This is a genomic window from Nocardia sp. NPDC023733 (genome assembly GCF_040639775.1).
GTDB classification, from domain to species: domain Bacteria; phylum Actinomycetota; class Actinomycetes; order Mycobacteriales; family Mycobacteriaceae; genus Nocardia; species Nocardia rosealba.
Genome location: NZ_JBFAAN010000005.1, coordinates 97,337 through 113,710 on the forward strand (window position 1 = coordinate 97,337; position 16,374 = coordinate 113,710).

Below are 16,374 nucleotides of genomic sequence, written 5' to 3' on the forward strand. Positions count from 1 at the left end.
AAGAACCGGCTCAGCCTTCGAACTGCCCGGGGGCGAGTCGCACCTGAGCCAGGACGAACAACGGCGTGCCGTCACCCGGCGCGCCGGGCAGGGGTGACACCTCGACGTCGGCCACCAGCCACTCACCCGACTCGGTGGCCAGCCGCAAGCCCGGCAGTGTCGCGTTCCTCGCCCCCGCCAGGATCTGCTCGCGCACCTCGAGGATCCTGACCCGGTCCTCGGGGTGGGGGATGTCGCGGTCGTCGACCAGGTGCCAGCGCACTCCGGGCAGCGGCTCGGTCACCCACCGCACCGGACGCGCCTGCACGGTGTCGATGACGGCCAGATACAGCCCGGGCTGGGTGTCGCGCAGCAATTCGAGGGTGGTCGCCTCGAGTGACTTCGGTTGTGGCGCAATACTGTCGGTGACATCGATCGATACACCACGCCACTGGAACCGGTCTTCGGTCTCGTTGCGGGCGGCGATCAGCATCGACCGAGGCCCGATCCCGGAACGTATCGTGGCGATTCCCGACCAGCGACTGCCCGGCTCCGAACGATTCAGCGCGGCAACGAGATCGAGCGCGGCGTCGAAGCGCTCCACCAGCTGGTACGGCTCGGCGCCACGGTATTCCCTGGGATCGGCACCGAAATGGGCGCCGAGGCCGCCGGGTCTGCTGCTCACCCGCCGGGTGCGCGCATCGATCCGGAACGGCGAGACACCCAGTTCCTCGGTGGGCGCCTGTCTGCCCACCCACACTTTCACCGCATGCGGCGCCGAGCCCGGCCACACCACGGGGACCGCGCGAAACCGGTGCTCCGACCACGGTTTCCGCGATTTCGGCAGCACCTTGGCGACCGGTTCGCCCGTGTCGTAGGCGGCCACAACCAAGGGCCGCAACTGCGCCGAGATCGCCCGCTCGTAGGACGTCCACTCGCGCGGCGTCGTGCCCGAAGTGAGCATCGACCAGGTATGCGCTTCCCCCAGGGTTTCCACCAACTGCCAGCGGTCGAGAATCATGAGCGTCCCCCTTCGTCACACGTCGCCGGAACATGAACGAACGGTGACCATCGTGCCTGATCCGCCCGCCCGCATCGGCGCCGGGGCAGCATCGATAGGCTCAGGGTATGGATGAACCACTGCGGTTGGAGGTCATCGTCGCCAGCACCCGGCCGGGCCGGTTCGCGCCCGTGGTTGCCGACTGGTTCCTCGGGGCGCTGGCCGACCGGCCCGAATTCGAGGTGGGGGTGCTGGATCTGATCGATCACCCGATGCCGACCGAGCTCACCGAAACCCCGCAGGTCGCGGCATTCCGGGAGCGGCTCGGCGCCGCCGACGCCTTCGTGGTCGTCACCTCCGAGTACAACCACGGCTATCCGGCCTCGCTCAAGGCCGCGCTCGACAGCGCCAAACACGAATGGCGGGCCAAGCCGATCGGGTTCGTGTCCTACGGCGGGCTGTCGGGTGGATTGCGTGCGGTCGAGCAGTTGCGGCAGGTCGTCGCAGAACTGCACATGGTCTCGGTGCGCGAATCGGTGAGCTTCGCCCAGGCCAAACGTCACTTCGACCCGACCGACGGCGCGGCGGTCGATGCCCGCGAGCGCATGCTTCGCCAATTGGCCTGGTGGGGAACGGTTCTGCGGGAAGCGCGGCCGACCTATCCCGGCTGAGACGCCATCGCCCGCTGACCGCGCGGCTGACCGATGTAGGTCGACTCGCGCGGAATGGAGACCAGCGTGAGGTTCACCCTTGTCGTGCCCGTACGCAGCACCACCCGGTTACCGACCGCACCCGGCTGGTAGATCTCGAGGTCGGGGCGGGAAGCGGGCCAGCCGTTGGGGTCGGCGGTGAGGTAGATCGTAGTGACACCGGCGTGCGGGGCGGGCGCGAGCACACCGTCGACGATGGTCGCGGTGAATCCTGCGTCGGACTGGTGTGTTTCGACCGCGATTGTCAACCGCTCGGGGTTGCCGACGGTGGTCACCAACTGCTCCCACGCCTGGGCCCGATCGGTGCGGATCAGCACCCGCTCACCCACGGCGAGCGCACGGAACACCAGCTGCTGGGCCAGGTACAGCTCACCGGCGACGTAGACGGTGGAGATACCGGCGCCGATGATGCGCGTCGCCACACCGTTGCCCTCCTCGTCGGAACCGAGGAGCTGCCCGCAACCGGCCGAGGGCAGGTGCAGCGCGCCGATGACATCGATCGGGTACTCGGTGGTCGGCACCGTGTCGTCGACGCCGGGCACCGCGATCGGCAGGTGCGCGAGCAGCGCGTCGCGGTGGCGCCCGTTCATCGAGATCATGCCCTTGGTCTTTGCCTTCTCGGGCAGCTCACGCGCGGTCAGGCGCCAGGCCGCGCCCACGCTCACCGATTCGGCATCGCTACCCGGGCGCAGCCGCACGGCGACGGTCGTGCCGCGCGACGGGGCCACCCACAGCTGGGCGAGCAGGTCCGAACCGAGCTGCGCGGGGTCGACCGCGCTGCCGATATTGACCGCGTTGCCGATCTCGGCGTACTTCCAGCGCTGGGTGAGGGTGCGCGGATCGAGCCCGACGGTGATCTGCTGCACGGCTTTCCGGATTTCGGGAGCGGTGAGGATGCGGGCGTTGCAGTCGGCGTCTTCCAGCGTGCGCATGATGCGCTGGGTGGCGATGGTGACCGCACGGGACGCGCCTTCGGTACCGCCGCCGCGTCGTGCCGCGGCCTCGGGACACTGCACCGCGTCGAAGCTGATCGCCAGCCACACCGTGCGATGCGCAGTGGCGGGCAGCGGGCCGAGCAGCGACTCGTAGATGGCGCCCGCGGGTGTGCCGGAGCGGCTGCGGTGGCCGTGACTGATGATGTCGATGCCGCTGAGCAGGATGTCGTGCTGGGTGAGGCAGGCGGCGAGTTCGGGCAGCGGCAGCAGGTGGGAGGCGTGCACGGCGGTGCGCGCGATCCGGGTGAGTCCGCCCTTGGGCGGCAGGACCTCGACCACGGTGACCACCCGGCTGCCGTCCCAGTACAGTCCGAGCGAACGGCCGTCGGCGCCACGGAAATCCACGGTGTCGCCGAGGGTGTAATCCCGCTTGCTCGCATAACCGCGGATGGTGGAGAGCCAGTCGAGGATCGTGCGCTTGCCGATCGGGATCAGCGGAACGAGCATCACCGCAACCGCCACCCCGAGCGACGGCAACGCGCCGAGGCCGACCACCAGCGCGACAAGCCCCGCGATCAGACCGAGGACCTGCGCGATGAGCAGATGCGGCAGCGAAATCCGACCGAACAGCGGACGCGGACCCGCACCGGTGAAGTCGGCCATTCGTTCCTCCCCCAAGTACCCGATTACCGATCGACCGATGGCCGAATGCGAACAAGTGCTGCCGGGAACTGTACTGTGTTGCCCGGACAAGAGCACTGTTCGGGGGAGGAACCATGCCTTCAAAACCCACTACGCGCTGGCAGGTCAGCGGTTACCGCTTCCTGGTGCGGCGGATGGAGCACGCCCTTGTACGGCGCGACGTGCGCATGCTGCACGATCCGATGCGCGCCCAAACCCGTGCCTACGTGGTCGGATTGGTTCTCGGCATCGTCGTCCTTGCCGGTTGCGGCGTGCTCGCCCTGCTCAAACCGCAGGACAAGATCGGCGACAACAAGATCCTGATCGGTAAGGAATCCGGCGGCGTCTACGTGGTGATCGACAATGTCGTCCACCCCGCGCTCAATCTGGCCTCCGCCCGCCTGGCCGCGGGTGAGGCGGCCAAAGCGGTGATCGTCAAGGAGTCCGAACTCGGCAAGAAGCCGCGCGGTCAGCTCGTCGGTATCCCCGGCGCCCCCTCGTCGATCCAGTACGACAAGGACGGCAAGGGCAGGCCCTGGTCGGTGTGCGACCGGCTCAAGGCCGACGGCAGCACCGACCTCACCACCTCCGTCCTCGCCGGCACACCCGAACTCGGCGACAAGGCGTCCAAGGTCGACACCGGTAAGGCGATGCTCGTCAAGGGCAAGGACGCCACCTACCTGATCTACGACGGCAAGCGGGCCCGCGTGAAGATGGACGACCCGCCGGTCACCCAGGCACTCGGCATCAGCGGCGAAACGCCGCGCCCGATCAGCGAGGGACTGCTCAACGCGATTCCCGAGATGCTGCCGATCATCACCCCGGTCATCGACAACCCCGGTGGCACCCCGCCCTACAAAGTCGGCGGCCACCGCATCGGTGACGTCGTCCAGGTCTTCAACGAGCCCAACCAGAACTATGTCGTGCTCCACGATGGACTGCAGGCGGTCTCGGCGTTGACCGCCCAGATCATCCGCAACTTCTACCCGACGGACATGCCGGGCACCACGATTCAGGCGACGGACAAGACCTTCGCCCCGCACGTGCAGACCCTGCGGGTTCAGGACTACCCCGCCGAGCGGCCGACCCTGATCACCGCCAAGGACCAGCCGGTCAGCTGCATCTCATGGAAGCCGATCGCCGGTGCCACCGACAACGACGACAGCACCGCTCGCGCTGAACTTTCCCTGATCACGGGAATCGACATGCCGATCCCGAACAAGGCCAAGCTCGTCGACCTGGCTCAGGCCGACGGTGTCGGCCCGAACGCCGACTCCGTCTACATCCCGCCGGGCATCGGCGCCTACGTGCAGTCCACCGGCATCGAGCCCGACAGCCGCCGCAAGGACAGCCTGTTCTACATCGCCGACACCGGTGTCCGCTTCGGCATCAAGAACGCCGAAGCGGTGAAGGCCCTCGGCCTCGAGAACGTCACCGCCGAACCGGCGCCCTGGGCGATCATCGGGCTGCTCGCCGGCGGCCCGAGCCTCGGCCGCGAGGACGCGATGGTCGCGCACGACGGTGTGTCGCCCGATCCCTCACCCGCGAAACAGCCTGTCGCGTCGGTGAATTAGCCGCCAGGGGTTTGTCGGTCGGTGGTCAGCTCGGCCACCTCGGCGCGCAGCGAACGCACCTCCTCGACCAGTTCGGCGAGGGTGCGTTCGGTGCGGTCGGCGGCCTCGTCGACGGTTTTGAGCTGCTCGACCACCCAGCTGGTCATGGTGCCGATGGCGAAGGAGATCAGGCCGATGCCGAGCGTCATCAGGACCAGCGACACCAGGCGGCCCTCGGGCGTCACCGGGTAGACGTCGCCGTAGCCGACAGTGGTCACCGAGACCGCCGACCACCACAGCGCGTCGGCGAAGGACTTGATCTTGCTGTCCGGTGCGCCGTACTCGGCGTCGAAGAACGCCAGGCTGCACAGTAGCAGGATGAGCAGCGAGCTCGTCGCGACGAAGGTCATCAGCCGGGTGCGCGGTTTGGTCGCGCGATTGAGGCTGTCGAGCAGCAGTAGTGCCACGCGCAGCAGTCGTAGCGGCCGGAATGGTGGGACCAGGACGACGAGCAGGTCGAGCGGGTGTTTGCGGACGAATCGGCCACGGTCGGTCGACAGGTACAGCCGCACCGCGAAGTCGATCGCGAATGCCGCCCATATCGCGATATCGGCCCAGATGAGCGTGATATCGAGGGTGGGGGAGGCCTGGGTGTCGAGCACCCGCCAGGCGTAGATGAGCAGGAACGCGATCGCGAGCATCATCAACGGCAGGTTGGTGCGCTGCTCCCAGCGTTGCCGCCGGGTGAGCGGGCGCTCGGTCGTCGTTGTCATCGCTACCTGCTTCGCTGGACTACACGTCTGAGCAGGACAGTAGCGCGCCCGGCGCACCGGCGAGGACAGTGCCGGACCGACGAAAAAGGGGCCGCCTGCCCACCGGTCGAATCCCGTTGGGAGGCAGCCCCGTCCGTGCGAAAGCTACAGACCGCGCACCAGCGAGTAGAGATCGGCGACCCAGAACACCAGCGGAAGCACCGCGGCGACGAAGCCGTACTCGATGAGTTCGGCGGCCCGGCGCATCGGCGGGGTGGCGGACTGGTTGGGCACGATCAGGCCGATGACCAGCGCGGCGACCAGGATCACCAGCGCGGCCCCGAACACGACGAGCGGCTGTTCCATCCCGACCGCGACACCGATCAGCATCAGCAGCACGATCGCCGCACCACCCGCGATCAGCACAACGGCCTGCTCGGCGCCCGCGTACGTGCGGCTGCGGAACATCAGCACCACCGCGCACACCAGCGCAAGCGCGATGCCGGGCCAGTACGGGTCGTCGGCGGACGGGTTGGTCGCGAGCAGCGCGCCGACGACGGTGACCAGCGTGGTCGCGCTGACGAGGCCGGCGAGGTAGTTGCGGGCGCGCTCCGAACGGGCGCGCAGGTTGTCGAGGGTGGGCAGCGCGCGGTGGTCGTCCGGGTCGTCCTCGGTGGGGTCGATCGGGGTGCCGGGGGAGGGGACCGGCGGCAGCGGCAGCTTGGCCAGCAGCATCGAAACACGCGGCGAGAGTGAAAGACCCGCGAGCGCCAGCGCCGCGACGACGGCGCCGATGGCCTTCACCGGCTGATCGGTGAGCAGACCGACCAGCGCGGCGGGAACGACGAACACCGAAATCGCGGCGGCACCGATGAACAGCGCGAGCCCCACCCCGGTCACCCGCCAGGCGAGCACCGCCGTCGCACCGAACAGCGCGGCGCCGAGCAACAGATTCGCCCAGCCGTAGTGGTCGGGCACCAGCATCATGCCGCCGGTGAACGCGGTCGGCAGCGCACATCCGCCGAGGACCAGCGCGGCGGAGGTGTCGCCGTACATACGGCTGAGCACCGTCCCGGCGATCACGCACAGCACCGCGACGAACAGGGCCAGCGACCCGCTCACCCAGAACGGCACACCATCGGGGGCGGCGAGCAGGCCGAAGCAGCCGACCAGCATCGTGAGCGCGGCGAGCACCGAACCGGTGATGCGCGCGGTCTTGGGGGTCCAGCTGCGGTAGTGCTCGGCGTCGGCGATCGCGACGTTGTACATGATGTCGTCGAACAGCGGCGTCGGCGCGGTGTGCGAGGCGCTCTCGAGCATCAGCAGCTCACCGTCGCGCACGCCGTGTTCACCAAGGCTCAGCGAGTTCGAGAAGGGCGGATGGCCGATGCGGGCCAGGACCCATTCGGCGGGTTCGTAGCGTTCGCCGTCGTTGTCGAAGTCGTTGGAGCGGCTGTGCGCGGCGACCATGTCGACCACACTCGGAATGACGAGCGCGACCGGAACGTCCACCGGAATCGCCATGTCGACCTGTGTGTGCTTGGCCAGAATCGTCACCCGGGCAAGGTCGGGTGCGCGAACGATTCCGCGCGCGGAATCCTCTTCCACATGATCGAGTCGCGCGTGCGTCAAAACTCCCCCAACTCCGTCTCTACCTCGCGTTTCCGCTCGACCGGTCAGCGGCCGACAGTTTGCGGAACCCACCGTTCGGACAGCAGAATGCCTGACGAACCATACGACATGTCGGCCGCGACCTCTACACTGAGCCCGTCGCGAGGACAGACAGCGAGTAGTCAAGCAGGGGGAGTCTTCGACCATGAGCACAGTCCGGTTCCAGCGCCGTGCCCGGCGCGAGATGCCGCGCACGCCCGGTGGCGAAGTCACCCTCCAGCCGCCGCCCGAGATCCCGCGCATCACGCCCGGCAATCTGCTGATGAAGCTGATGCCCGTGGTCATGGTGGTCGGCATGGTCGGCATGATGGCGCTGATGTTCACCCAGGGCAGCGGCATGCTGTCCAACCCGATGTCGATGATGTTCCCGCTGATGATGATCATGTCGATGGTCACCATGTTCGGGCAGGGAAACGGCAAGGGCGCCAAGGCCGCCGAGGCCAACGAGGATCGTAAAGACTACTTGCGCTATCTCGATCAGGTCCGCAAGGACGTCGACGAGACCGCCAAGCAGCAGCGCGCCGCCGTCGAGTGGAGTCACCCCGAGCCCGGCCTGATCTGGATGCTCGCCGGCACCAGCCGCATGTGGGAGCGACGCTCCGGCGACAAGGACTTCTGCCACGCCCGCATCGGCCTGGGTGGTCAGCGTCTCGCGACCCGTCTCGTGGCCCCCGAGACCGGTCCGGTCGAAGAGCTCGAGCCGATCGCGGCGGTCTCTCTCCGTCGTTTCGTCCGCGCCCATTCCACCGTCCCCGACCTGCCGACGGCCATCGCGGTGAAGGGCTTCGGCACCATCGCCCTCGACGGCGACCGCGCCCAGGCCCGTGACATGACGCGCGCGATGTTGTTGCAGCTGTGCATGTTCCAGGCTCCCGACCAGGTGCTGGTCGCGGTGGTGTGTGGCCCCGACACCGCCCGTGAGTGGGAATGGACCAAGTGGCTGCCGCACACCCAGCACCCCGAGGTGACCGACGGTGTCGGCACCCAGCGCATGTTCTACGGCTCCATCCGCGAGGCGATGTCGGGCCTGCACCCGCTGCTCGGCAACCGGGTGCGTTACTCGCGTAACCAGCCGAACAACCCGAACATGGTGCACGTGGTGATCGTGGTCGACGGCGGTCTGCTCGAAGCCGAGGACGACCAGCTGCGCGAGTCCGGTTTCGAGGGCGTCACCATCATCGACCTGTGCAATTACGCACCGCGCCTTGCCGTTTCGCGCGGCATCAAGATGGTCGTCGAGAACGGCGAATGCCTCGGCCGCGGTGCCACCGGCAACCAGGAACGCTTCGCCACCATCGACCGCGTCAGCGCCGAGCAGGCCCAGCAGGCCGCCCGCCGCCTAGCCCCCTACCGCGCCGCCACCCAGCGCAGCAGCGATGTGGAGACCGACGAGTCCGAGGCCATCACCAGCTGGGCGCAGCTGATGAACCTCGGCGACATCGGCAACTTCAACCCCGCCAGCGCTTGGCGTCCCCGCTACGGCCGCGAACGACTGCGTGTGCCCTTCGGTCTCGGCGCCGACGGTGCCCCCGTGGAACTCGACATCAAGGAAGCCGCCGAGAACGGTATGGGCCCGCACGGCCTCTGCATCGGCGCCACCGGTTCCGGTAAGTCCGAGTTCCTGCGCACCCTCGTGCTCAGCCTGCTCGCCACCCACTCACCCGACCAGCTCAACCTCGTCTTGGTCGACTTCAAGGGTGGTGCCACCTTCCTCGGCCTCGACGGTGTCCCGCACGTCGCCGCGGTCATCACCAACCTCGAGGACGAGGCCGACCTCGTCGACCGTATGAAGGACGCCCTGGCCGGCGAGATGAACCGCCGCCAGGAAGTCCTGCGTCAGGCGGGCAACTTCGCCAACGTCTCCGAATACGAGAAGGCCCGCGCCGCGGGCGCCGACCTCGACCCACTGCCCGCCCTGTTCGTCGTGCTCGACGAGTTCTCCGAACTCCTCACCCAGCACCCCGATTTCGCCGAACTGTTCGTGATGATCGGCCGCCTCGGCCGCTCGCTGCACGTGCACCTGCTGCTCGCCTCCCAGCGCCTGGAAGAGGGCAAGCTCAAGGGCCTCGAGTCCCACCTGTCCTACCGCATCGGCCTGAAAACCTTCTCCGCCAACGAGTCCCGTCAGGTCCTCGGCGTCCCCGACGCCTACAACCTCCCCAACTCACCCGGTGGCGGTTACCTCAAAGCCGACTCCGGCGAGATCCAGCGCTTCCAGGCCTCCTACGTCTCCGGCCCCTACGTCGGCGGCGGCTCCCAGCGCGAGGTCACCAGCGCGGGCATCGTCGGCGGCGAGATCGACGTCAACGCCCGCCCCTTCAGCGCCACCCACGTCGACTTCCGCACCTCCGACCGCATCCCGCTGCCGGTCGAGGCCGAGTACGAGCCGGAGCCGACGGGCGACGAGAACGACCAGGTATCGAACCTGAACATGCTCGTCTCCCGCATCCAGGGTCATGGGCGGCCCGCCCACGAGATCTGGTTGCCGCCGCTGGACGAGGCGCCGACGTTGGATCAGTTGATTCCGCGGTCGATTCTCACGGGGGAGTACTCCGCCGTCGCCACCCTGCGCGCACCCATGGGCCTGGTCGACCGCCCCTACGACCAGCGTCGCGACCCGTTCGTCGTCGACCTGTCGGGTTCGCGCGGCAACGTGGCCGTGGTCGGTGGTCCGCAGTCGGGTAAGTCGACCGCGCTGCGTTCGATGATCATGGCGATGGCGTTGACTCACACCGCGGAGCAGGTGCAGTTCTACTGCCTCGATTTCGGTGGTGGCACGCTGACCGGTCTTACCGGGCTGCCGCACGTGGGCTCGGTCGCCAGCCGTCTCGACGAGAACCTGGTGCGGCGCACGGTTTCGGAGATGACCACCATCGTCCGCACGCGTGAGGCCCGTTTCCGTCAGCTCGGTATCGAGTCGATGGTCGAGTTCCGCCGATTGCGTTCTGTCGACCCGTCGTCTAGCCCTGCCGCCGCGGGCGCGCACGAAGACCCGTTCGGCGATGTCTTCCTGGTGATCGACGGTTTCGGTTCGATCCGCCAGGACTTCGACGCCCTCGAACAGACCATCATGAACATCGCCGTGCAGGGCCTTTCCTACGGTGTGCACGTGGTGATCGCGCTGAACCGCTGGGCCGAGGCCCGCCCCGCGCTCAAGGACCAGATCGGTACCCGCATCGAACTTCGCCTCGGCGACCCGATGGACTCCGACCTCGGGCGCAAGTTCGCTTCCCTTGTGCCGCAGGGCCGTCCGGGCCGAGGAATGACCGCCGAATGCCTGCACATGCTGACCGCGCTGCCGCGCATCGACGGTTCCTCCGATCCTGGGAACCTGGGTCAGGCGGTCGCGGGCGCGGTCGAGACGATCGGCCGGATGACTCCTGGTCGGCGTGCGCCGCAGGTGCGGATGCTGCCCGAGCAGCTGCCGCGCGAACAACTGCTGTACCTGGCGGGCGATTGGCCGTCGCGGGTCGATCGCAGCACCAAGTGCACGCGGATCCCGATCGGCATCAACGAGGCCGAGCTCGCGCCGGTGTTCATCGATTTCGCGGAGAGCCCGCACTTCATCATCATCGGCGACTCCGAGTCGGGGAAGACGACGCTGCTGCGTTCGATCATCGACGGCATCGCCGCGTCCAACACCCCGAACGAGGCCCGATTCATCGTCGGTGACTACCGCCGCTCGATGCTCGGCCTGATCCCCGAGGGATACCAGGCCGGATACGGTTCCACCGCACCACAATTCACCCAGAACATGGCCGATCTGGCCGCGTATGTCGCCAAACGGACCCCCGGCCCCGAGGTCACACCCCAGCAGTTGCGCGAGCGTTCCTGGTGGAGCGGCCCCGAGCTGTATGTGATCGTCGACGACTACGACCTGGTCGCCACGTCACAGGGCAACCCGGTATCGGCGCTCGTCGAGCACCTGCCGCACGCCCGCGACCTCGGCTTCCACCTCATCATCGCCCGTCGTTCCGGTGGTGCGGGCCGCGCCATGTACGAGGCAACGCTGGCACGGATGAAGGACCTCGGTTCGACCGCGCTCATCATGAGCTGCAGCCGTGACGAAGGCGTCCTGGTCGGTACCACTCGGCCGAGCCCGAAGCCGCCGGGCCGGGGCATGTTCGTCACCCGTAACGGCGAGGGGCTGATCCAGACAGCCTGGATGCCGCAGCCGGAATGACCGTCGTCGAGCTGGTTGTCAGCGAAGCCAAGGTGTGGGCGCGTGGTGCCACCACCCACTGGGATGTCGTCCCGTCGATAGTGTTGGGCAGCAACAATTCCGAACTGGTCGTCGGCGAACCGCTGACCCCACCCACCCAGGTGGTGTCGGCGGTGCAGTACCTCGCCTGCGACCGGATCGCTTTGCCGCCGCGTATGCCCTCCGCGGTGCAGGGGTTGTCGGCAGTGCTCGCCGCGATAGTCGACGCCTTGCGGATCCCGGCGGCATGCGATCGTTTCGTCGTCGTTCACCCGACCGCGTGGGGTCAACGCACCCTCGATCTGTTCGCCTCCGCAGCACGGCAGTTCGCGCACGAAGTCGTCTTCGAGTCCTGCGCGGTCCATGCTTCCGCTGTCGATCCGGCAGCCCGTCGTAGTCGCCGCACCGCCGTCGTCGAGTTCGGGCTGTTGTCGACGACGGCATCCACGGTGGGTTACGACGTGAACGGCACCCACGTCGAGGCCGTCGAAGCCGAACCGAACCTCGCCGCTGCGGAATTGGATTCTGAGGAAGGTCGCCGACAGCTTGTCGAGCTGCTGACTCGATTGCTTGCCGACCGGCCGGTCGATGTGGTTCAGGTCTTCGGCGCCACGGGTCCGGCGGTTCGCGACGCGGTGGCGGACGCCGTCGAAAGTGTATGCGGTACAAAGGTTCCGCTGAGCCACTTGACGGGCGCCGATCTCGCCCGCCCCATTCCCACCGGCCCCACCTACACCCCTCGTATCCCACCCGACCCCGCCGCCGAGTGGATGCAACCCCTGCGGGCCAGGGCCGCTGCCACCAACCCAGTCGACCGTCGTCCCTTGTACTTCGGTGCTGCCGCACTGGCCGCCGTCATCGCGGCCGCATCGATCGGCGGTTTCTTCCTTCTCGGCAGCTCAACCGATCAACCAGCCGCCGCCGCTGTCGACCCCACCACGACAACCGTCGTCAGTTCATCGGCCCCGGCCCGTCCCACAACGACGACGAAGGCGCCCGTGCCCGCCACCGAACAGCTCGGCCGCGTCGAACTGCAAGTCCCGGTCGGTTGGCACCGCGCTCCAGGCACCGACCCCACTCGCGCCGACCTGAGCCCCGACTCTGGCCTCCGTCAACGCATCACGGTCATCCAGAAGCCCCTCACCGCGGGTGCGGGGTATAGCGAGGTCGCCGCCGACCTCGAGGCGGTGATCAAGAAGAAGCCCGCCGGGACGGTCTCGGAAGTAAGGCGCGACGTGGTCTTCGCCGGCCGGCCGGGCCTGTCGTACGAAGAACGTCCCGTCGACGGATCCACGGTCCGTTGGCAAGTTCTCGTGGAGCACGGTGTCCAGGTCAGCATCGGCTGCCAGTACACGGCAGGCGGTTGGGAAGGTGTGACGGCGCCTTGCGAGCAGGTGGTCAGTGCCCTCCACATTCGGCCGTGAGTTGGCAGCCGACCGGCACGAACAGCCACGAGGAAGCCGCTACACCTTGGGATACGGGATAAAGGCCGAGGCTGGCGCAAGCGAGTGGGGTTCGGTATCGTGCAAGGCGCAAGCTCATGCCATGGCGGATGAGCAGGGGAGGGGGGTTACCATCATCGCAGTGGGGGCCATCGTTCGCGCACCGGAGAAGGTGCACCGCGGCATGCGTGTTGCCACGAGCCCGTGGCCGTCCTGCTCGTCGCCGCGGATCGAAGATTCTTTGCATCTGATGGAACCGATCCGGCATGGGCGGCGTCTAACCAAGTAGCAGGGTGCAGAGTGCGCCTTGGAGGGAACGTAAGGAGACGTAGGTGAGCACAACAAACGTTGACGTCCTTGGAATCGATAAACAGTCACAGAATTTCGAGCAGGTACACGGCGTCCTGCAGGCTGCGATCAACAATATCGATGACGAGGTTCGCGCGCTGGTTCCCTCCCTCTGGGAAGGTGATGCCGCGAACGCTTTTGTGCGGCTGATGGATCGCTACCAGGAGAAGGCAGCCCGTCAGCAGGCGCTCCTGATGGAGGCCTCGGGTCTGTTGAACTCCTCGTCGAAGAAGTTCGCCGCGAACGACGAAGACGGCTCCTCGAAGCTGTCCGCTGCCGGTAGTTCTCTGGACCTGCCCTGACGACTGGCAATTCAAAACCTTAGGAGTATGGATATGAGCGTCAAGAAGGTTCTGCCGGGAGCAGACACGGCGTCCGAGAACATCCTGGTCAAGGCCAGGGCCATCGAAGCCGACCTCAAGGATTTCAAGGCGGACTTCGACGGCTTTTTCAAGAGCCAAGAGGGTGACATGTCCGGGGCGGCAATGGCTCGCCAGAACGAGTGGGACACCATTTCCACGGAGCTCACCAGCATCTTGCAGCAGGCCACCCAGATGGCTCAGGAATGCCACACCGATCTGCGTGCGCTCGACAAGGCGCTGGCCGCGCAGATCGCCGGCTGAGTCGAGCACTCGGTCAGATATCGATGGTGCGATGCCCTTCCGCAATTCTGCGGAAGGGCATCGGCTTTTGTGCTTACTCGGCCAGTAGGCGATATTGCGCTGCAGCGCGCTGATGGGCATCCTGCAGGTTCGTGCCCGGAACGCGGACAACGTACCGTCCCACGGTGAAGCGGCAGTTCGGCGAGATGTTCATGTCCGGATCACCGGTGAAGCAGACGGCGGACGGAAGACCGGGTGGGGGATCGGCCTTCGGGGTTTGATTGGGAGAGATCGCTGTGTCGTCGAAGGCGGACGAGAGTCGTTCTGCCGCTTCTGGATCGCGAGTGCGGTAGACGAAGGCGTCGGCGACTACGACCAGGTCGACTCCGGCATCGGTGTACGCCAGTGCTGTCCGCGCGGGTGTTCGGGACAGCGAGAGCGCAACGTGCGCGGGGTAGATCGTGTGACGGGTCAGGGGCTTGTCGGCGGGGAGGGTTCGGCTGAGGAGACCGTCGATGTCGATCGCTTGTGTCGCTACTTCGCCGACCGGTGTACGTTTGTAGTCTCTGAGGCCTTCTATCTGTGTATCGAAGAATCTCTCGACTATAGCCAGATTATCGGATTCGACGAACGGGCGACTCACATGATCAGTCACCCGGATGTAGAGGACCATATCCTCGTGCGGCAGCCATGTCCGCAACTTCGACGTTTCACCGACCGTCAGTTTGGTATACGAGCCTGGATAGTTTTGGACCGTCCGTGTTTCCCCTGCGGACAATCGCGACATCTTTTCCGCAACGCCGCGTGCCTGTTCGGGCGTTTCGAACCGTAGGGTGTATGTGTCGATAATTCGACCCATGTTCATTTGGGGTCGGCGGGTCGCGAAGTTGTGCCAGCCGGCGACGAAACCAGGAAACTCGGTATGGAAGTCGGCCCGCTCCAGGCCGAATTCATCTATATAAGGCGGTTCCTGAGGGGTGATGATCTGGAATCGTGGGTAGTCCGGTCCGTATGCGAATCGGTGGTCGTATTCGAATGGAATCGGAGAATGCTCGCCAATTCTCACCGATTCACGGATAGCGCCCGCCGCAGGGGATCGTACTGCTTCCACATCGCGAGGCGAGGTCGGATAGTTTCCCGAGTCGAGCATGCCAGTGTCGACTGTTGTCGAATGTGCCGCGTCCTCGCCGCAACCTGAAATCATGCAGATGGCGGCGATTGCTGCCGATACGAATGCATGTCGCTTCATTCGAGTCCACACTTCTGTAGAATGATGTATTGCGCTGCAGCGCGCTCCTGTAGATCGCCATCGAAGTTTGCGAACCCGATCGACTTCGCCGTCACAACCGCGACGTACCGGCCGTATACGACTGCACACATGGAGTTGTGGTCACGGCCGTCGGTGGAATCGAATCGTACGCATTGCGCGTCCGCGATTCCGAGCGGAGGGTCCAATGCCGTGTCGTCCTTGCCTTTCGACGCGAGGTAGGTCTGGAGGAGGAATGCCGCAGCCGTATTCCGAGTTCGGTAGACGGTACTCGCCCGGCGACCGATGAGGTCCACTCCCGCCCGTTCGAACACGGCAGCTGCTTCCGCGGGATTCCGTTCGAAGTGCCGGATCCCCGCAGGCCGGTAGGTGCCATACGTGTCGGAGTACTCAGTGCCGTAGCCCTCGTAGGGCACACTGTCGCGGGCATCGTGATCCATCGCGCGTCGCAGGATGTTCTCGCCGTCGACGGGAACATCGAGAACCTCGTCCAGTGGAACCGGCTTGTGCGCATCGAGGGATCGCTTCTGCGCATTTATGGCACCATCCGAGAGTCGCGAAAGTTCCTCGAGTGATGGTGTGGGAATGCGTGCACTGACCAGGATGGCATAGGGTCCGTGTGCAAACCATGTGTCCCGCCGGGTGCCATCAGTTTCCGTGACAAAAGCATCTGCGGTTTCCCGGACCTGAATGTTCGTCCCGGTACCCAGGTCCGCACTGATCAAATGGAGCTCTCGTGCCGCACGATGGCTCTCCGTCGCGGAATCGAAATGGAATACGGCCAGCGTCATTTCTCGTGGAGTTCGAACGCTGCCGTTTCGCTGGTTCGCGGCAACCCCTGCTATGAACTTGTAATTGTCGGCGAGGACGGCTCGATGAGATTCGTGTAACCCCTGGAGCGTCGGCACGCCGTACTCGTCGGCGAAGACCGCCGGCTTTCCCGGTATACGCAGCTCTGGATCTATGTCCACGGGGTTGACGAGATAATTGATCAGGCGGCGGCCTTCTACCAGCCGGACTTGCCTCGGCTCGTCCAGACCTTCTTTGAGCTCGAATGCAGCGGGCTCAGTCTGGAATGGACCGGTCCGCAATGCGCTGACATCGACGGCAGAAGTTCCGGGCTGTGGTGTCCCCGAGACGACCGACCCGCATCCGGCACACAGCATGATGGCACCGAGAAGCGCAATCATCCGTCTCTCGCGCCGATAGCTGTAGTTGCTCTGGAAACGCATG

The 16,374-nt window shown here is 66.2% G+C and carries 12 protein-coding genes; 6 read left to right on the plus strand and 6 right to left on the minus strand.

All coding sequences use genetic code 11. From position 1 onward, the window contains the following. Positions 1-10: 10 nt before the first annotated feature. On the minus strand, positions 11-1,000 hold the full coding sequence (locus tag AB0F86_RS20710; RefSeq protein ID WP_356984967.1) for a GAF domain-containing protein: 990 nt from the start codon (positions 998-1,000) through the stop codon (positions 11-13). Positions 1,001-1,107: 107 nt separating this feature from the next. On the opposite strand from AB0F86_RS20710, the gene AB0F86_RS20715 reads away from it, so the two are divergent. Then, a complete protein-coding gene (locus AB0F86_RS20715; protein ID WP_356984966.1) occupies positions 1,108-1,650 on the plus strand; it encodes an NAD(P)H-dependent oxidoreductase in 543 nt (180 codons plus the stop codon). On the opposite strand, the gene eccE is transcribed toward AB0F86_RS20715, so the two are convergent. Then, a complete protein-coding gene (gene eccE, locus AB0F86_RS20720; RefSeq protein ID WP_181700690.1) occupies positions 1,638-3,287 on the minus strand; it encodes a type VII secretion protein EccE in 1,650 nt (549 codons plus the stop codon). The genes AB0F86_RS20715 and eccE overlap by 13 nt on opposite strands. A 113-nt stretch (positions 3,288-3,400) precedes the next feature. On the opposite strand from eccE, the gene eccB reads away from it, so the two are divergent. Next, complete coding sequence (gene eccB / locus AB0F86_RS20725; protein ID WP_356984965.1) at positions 3,401-4,879, plus strand: type VII secretion protein EccB; 1,479 nt, start codon at positions 3,401-3,403, stop codon at positions 4,877-4,879. On the opposite strand, the gene AB0F86_RS20730 is transcribed toward eccB, so the two are convergent. Both AB0F86_RS20730 and eccD read right to left on the minus strand, forming a co-directional pair. After that, positions 4,876-5,631 carry a potassium channel family protein gene (locus AB0F86_RS20730; protein ID WP_181700685.1) on the minus strand — a complete coding sequence of 252 codons (756 nt, stop codon included), beginning with the start codon at positions 5,629-5,631 and terminating at the stop codon, positions 4,876-4,878. The two genes, eccB and AB0F86_RS20730, sit on opposite strands and share 4 nt — an antisense overlap. Positions 5,632-5,775: 144 nt before the next feature. Then, positions 5,776-7,242 (minus strand): type VII secretion integral membrane protein EccD, encoded by a 1,467-nt coding sequence (gene eccD / locus AB0F86_RS20735; protein ID WP_181700682.1) that lies wholly within the window; start codon positions 7,240-7,242, stop codon positions 5,776-5,778. 184 nt (positions 7,243-7,426) lie between these two features. Between eccD and eccCa the strand changes: the two genes are divergently transcribed. The 4 genes from eccCa (at position 7,427) to AB0F86_RS20755 (ending at position 13,895) form a co-directional block, all read left to right on the plus strand. Beyond that, entirely contained in the window at positions 7,427-11,464 is a 4,038-nt protein-coding gene (eccCa, locus tag AB0F86_RS20740) for a type VII secretion protein EccCa (protein WP_225281952.1), read from the plus strand. Continuing rightward, positions 11,461-12,906, plus strand: a complete 1,446-nt coding sequence (locus AB0F86_RS20745; protein ID WP_356984964.1) for a type VII secretion-associated protein — start codon at positions 11,461-11,463, stop codon at positions 12,904-12,906. The genes eccCa and AB0F86_RS20745 overlap by 4 nt, the downstream gene beginning before the upstream one ends. Before the next feature lie 350 nt (positions 12,907-13,256). Further along, positions 13,257-13,574: a WXG100 family type VII secretion target gene (locus AB0F86_RS20750; RefSeq protein ID WP_067490968.1), complete on the plus strand. Its 318-nt coding sequence runs from the start codon at positions 13,257-13,259 to the stop codon at positions 13,572-13,574. A 33-nt stretch (positions 13,575-13,607) separates the two neighbouring features. After that, positions 13,608-13,895: a hypothetical protein gene (locus AB0F86_RS20755; RefSeq protein ID WP_133733972.1), complete on the plus strand. Its 288-nt coding sequence runs from the start codon at positions 13,608-13,610 to the stop codon at positions 13,893-13,895. A 73-nt stretch (positions 13,896-13,968) separates the two neighbouring features. On the opposite strand, the gene AB0F86_RS20760 is transcribed toward AB0F86_RS20755, so the two are convergent. Both AB0F86_RS20760 and AB0F86_RS20765 read right to left on the minus strand, forming a co-directional pair. Then, positions 13,969-15,123 carry a hypothetical protein gene (locus tag AB0F86_RS20760; RefSeq protein ID WP_356984963.1) on the minus strand — a complete coding sequence of 385 codons (1,155 nt, stop codon included), beginning with the start codon at positions 15,121-15,123 and terminating at the stop codon, positions 13,969-13,971. Then, positions 15,120-16,373 carry a hypothetical protein gene (locus AB0F86_RS20765; protein WP_356984962.1) on the minus strand — a complete coding sequence of 418 codons (1,254 nt, stop codon included), beginning with the start codon at positions 16,371-16,373 and terminating at the stop codon, positions 15,120-15,122. Before AB0F86_RS20765 ends, AB0F86_RS20760 begins: the two co-directional genes overlap by 4 nt. Position 16,374: the final 1 nt, after the last annotated feature.

Coding starts and splice junctions, on each gene's coding strand:
- AB0F86_RS20710 (WP_356984967.1), bottom strand. CDS start 1,000: ATGATTCTCGACCGCTGGCAGTTGGTGGAAACCCTGGGGGAAGCGCAT.
- AB0F86_RS20715 (WP_356984966.1), top strand. CDS start 1,108: ATGGATGAACCACTGCGGTTGGAGGTCATCGTCGCCAGCACCCGGCCG.
- eccE (WP_181700690.1), bottom strand. CDS start 3,287: ATGGCCGACTTCACCGGTGCGGGTCCGCGTCCGCTGTTCGGTCGGATT.
- eccB (WP_356984965.1), top strand. CDS start 3,401: ATGCCTTCAAAACCCACTACGCGCTGGCAGGTCAGCGGTTACCGCTTC.
- AB0F86_RS20730 (WP_181700685.1), bottom strand. CDS start 5,631: ATGACAACGACGACCGAGCGCCCGCTCACCCGGCGGCAACGCTGGGAG.
- eccCa (WP_225281952.1), top strand. CDS start 7,427: ATGAGCACAGTCCGGTTCCAGCGCCGTGCCCGGCGCGAGATGCCGCGC.
- AB0F86_RS20745 (WP_356984964.1), top strand. CDS start 11,461: ATGACCGTCGTCGAGCTGGTTGTCAGCGAAGCCAAGGTGTGGGCGCGT.
- AB0F86_RS20755 (WP_133733972.1), top strand. CDS start 13,608: ATGAGCGTCAAGAAGGTTCTGCCGGGAGCAGACACGGCGTCCGAGAAC.
- AB0F86_RS20760 (WP_356984963.1), bottom strand. CDS start 15,123: ATGAAGCGACATGCATTCGTATCGGCAGCAATCGCCGCCATCTGCATG.
- AB0F86_RS20765 (WP_356984962.1), bottom strand. CDS start 16,373: ATGCGTTTCCAGAGCAACTACAGCTATCGGCGCGAGAGACGGATGATT.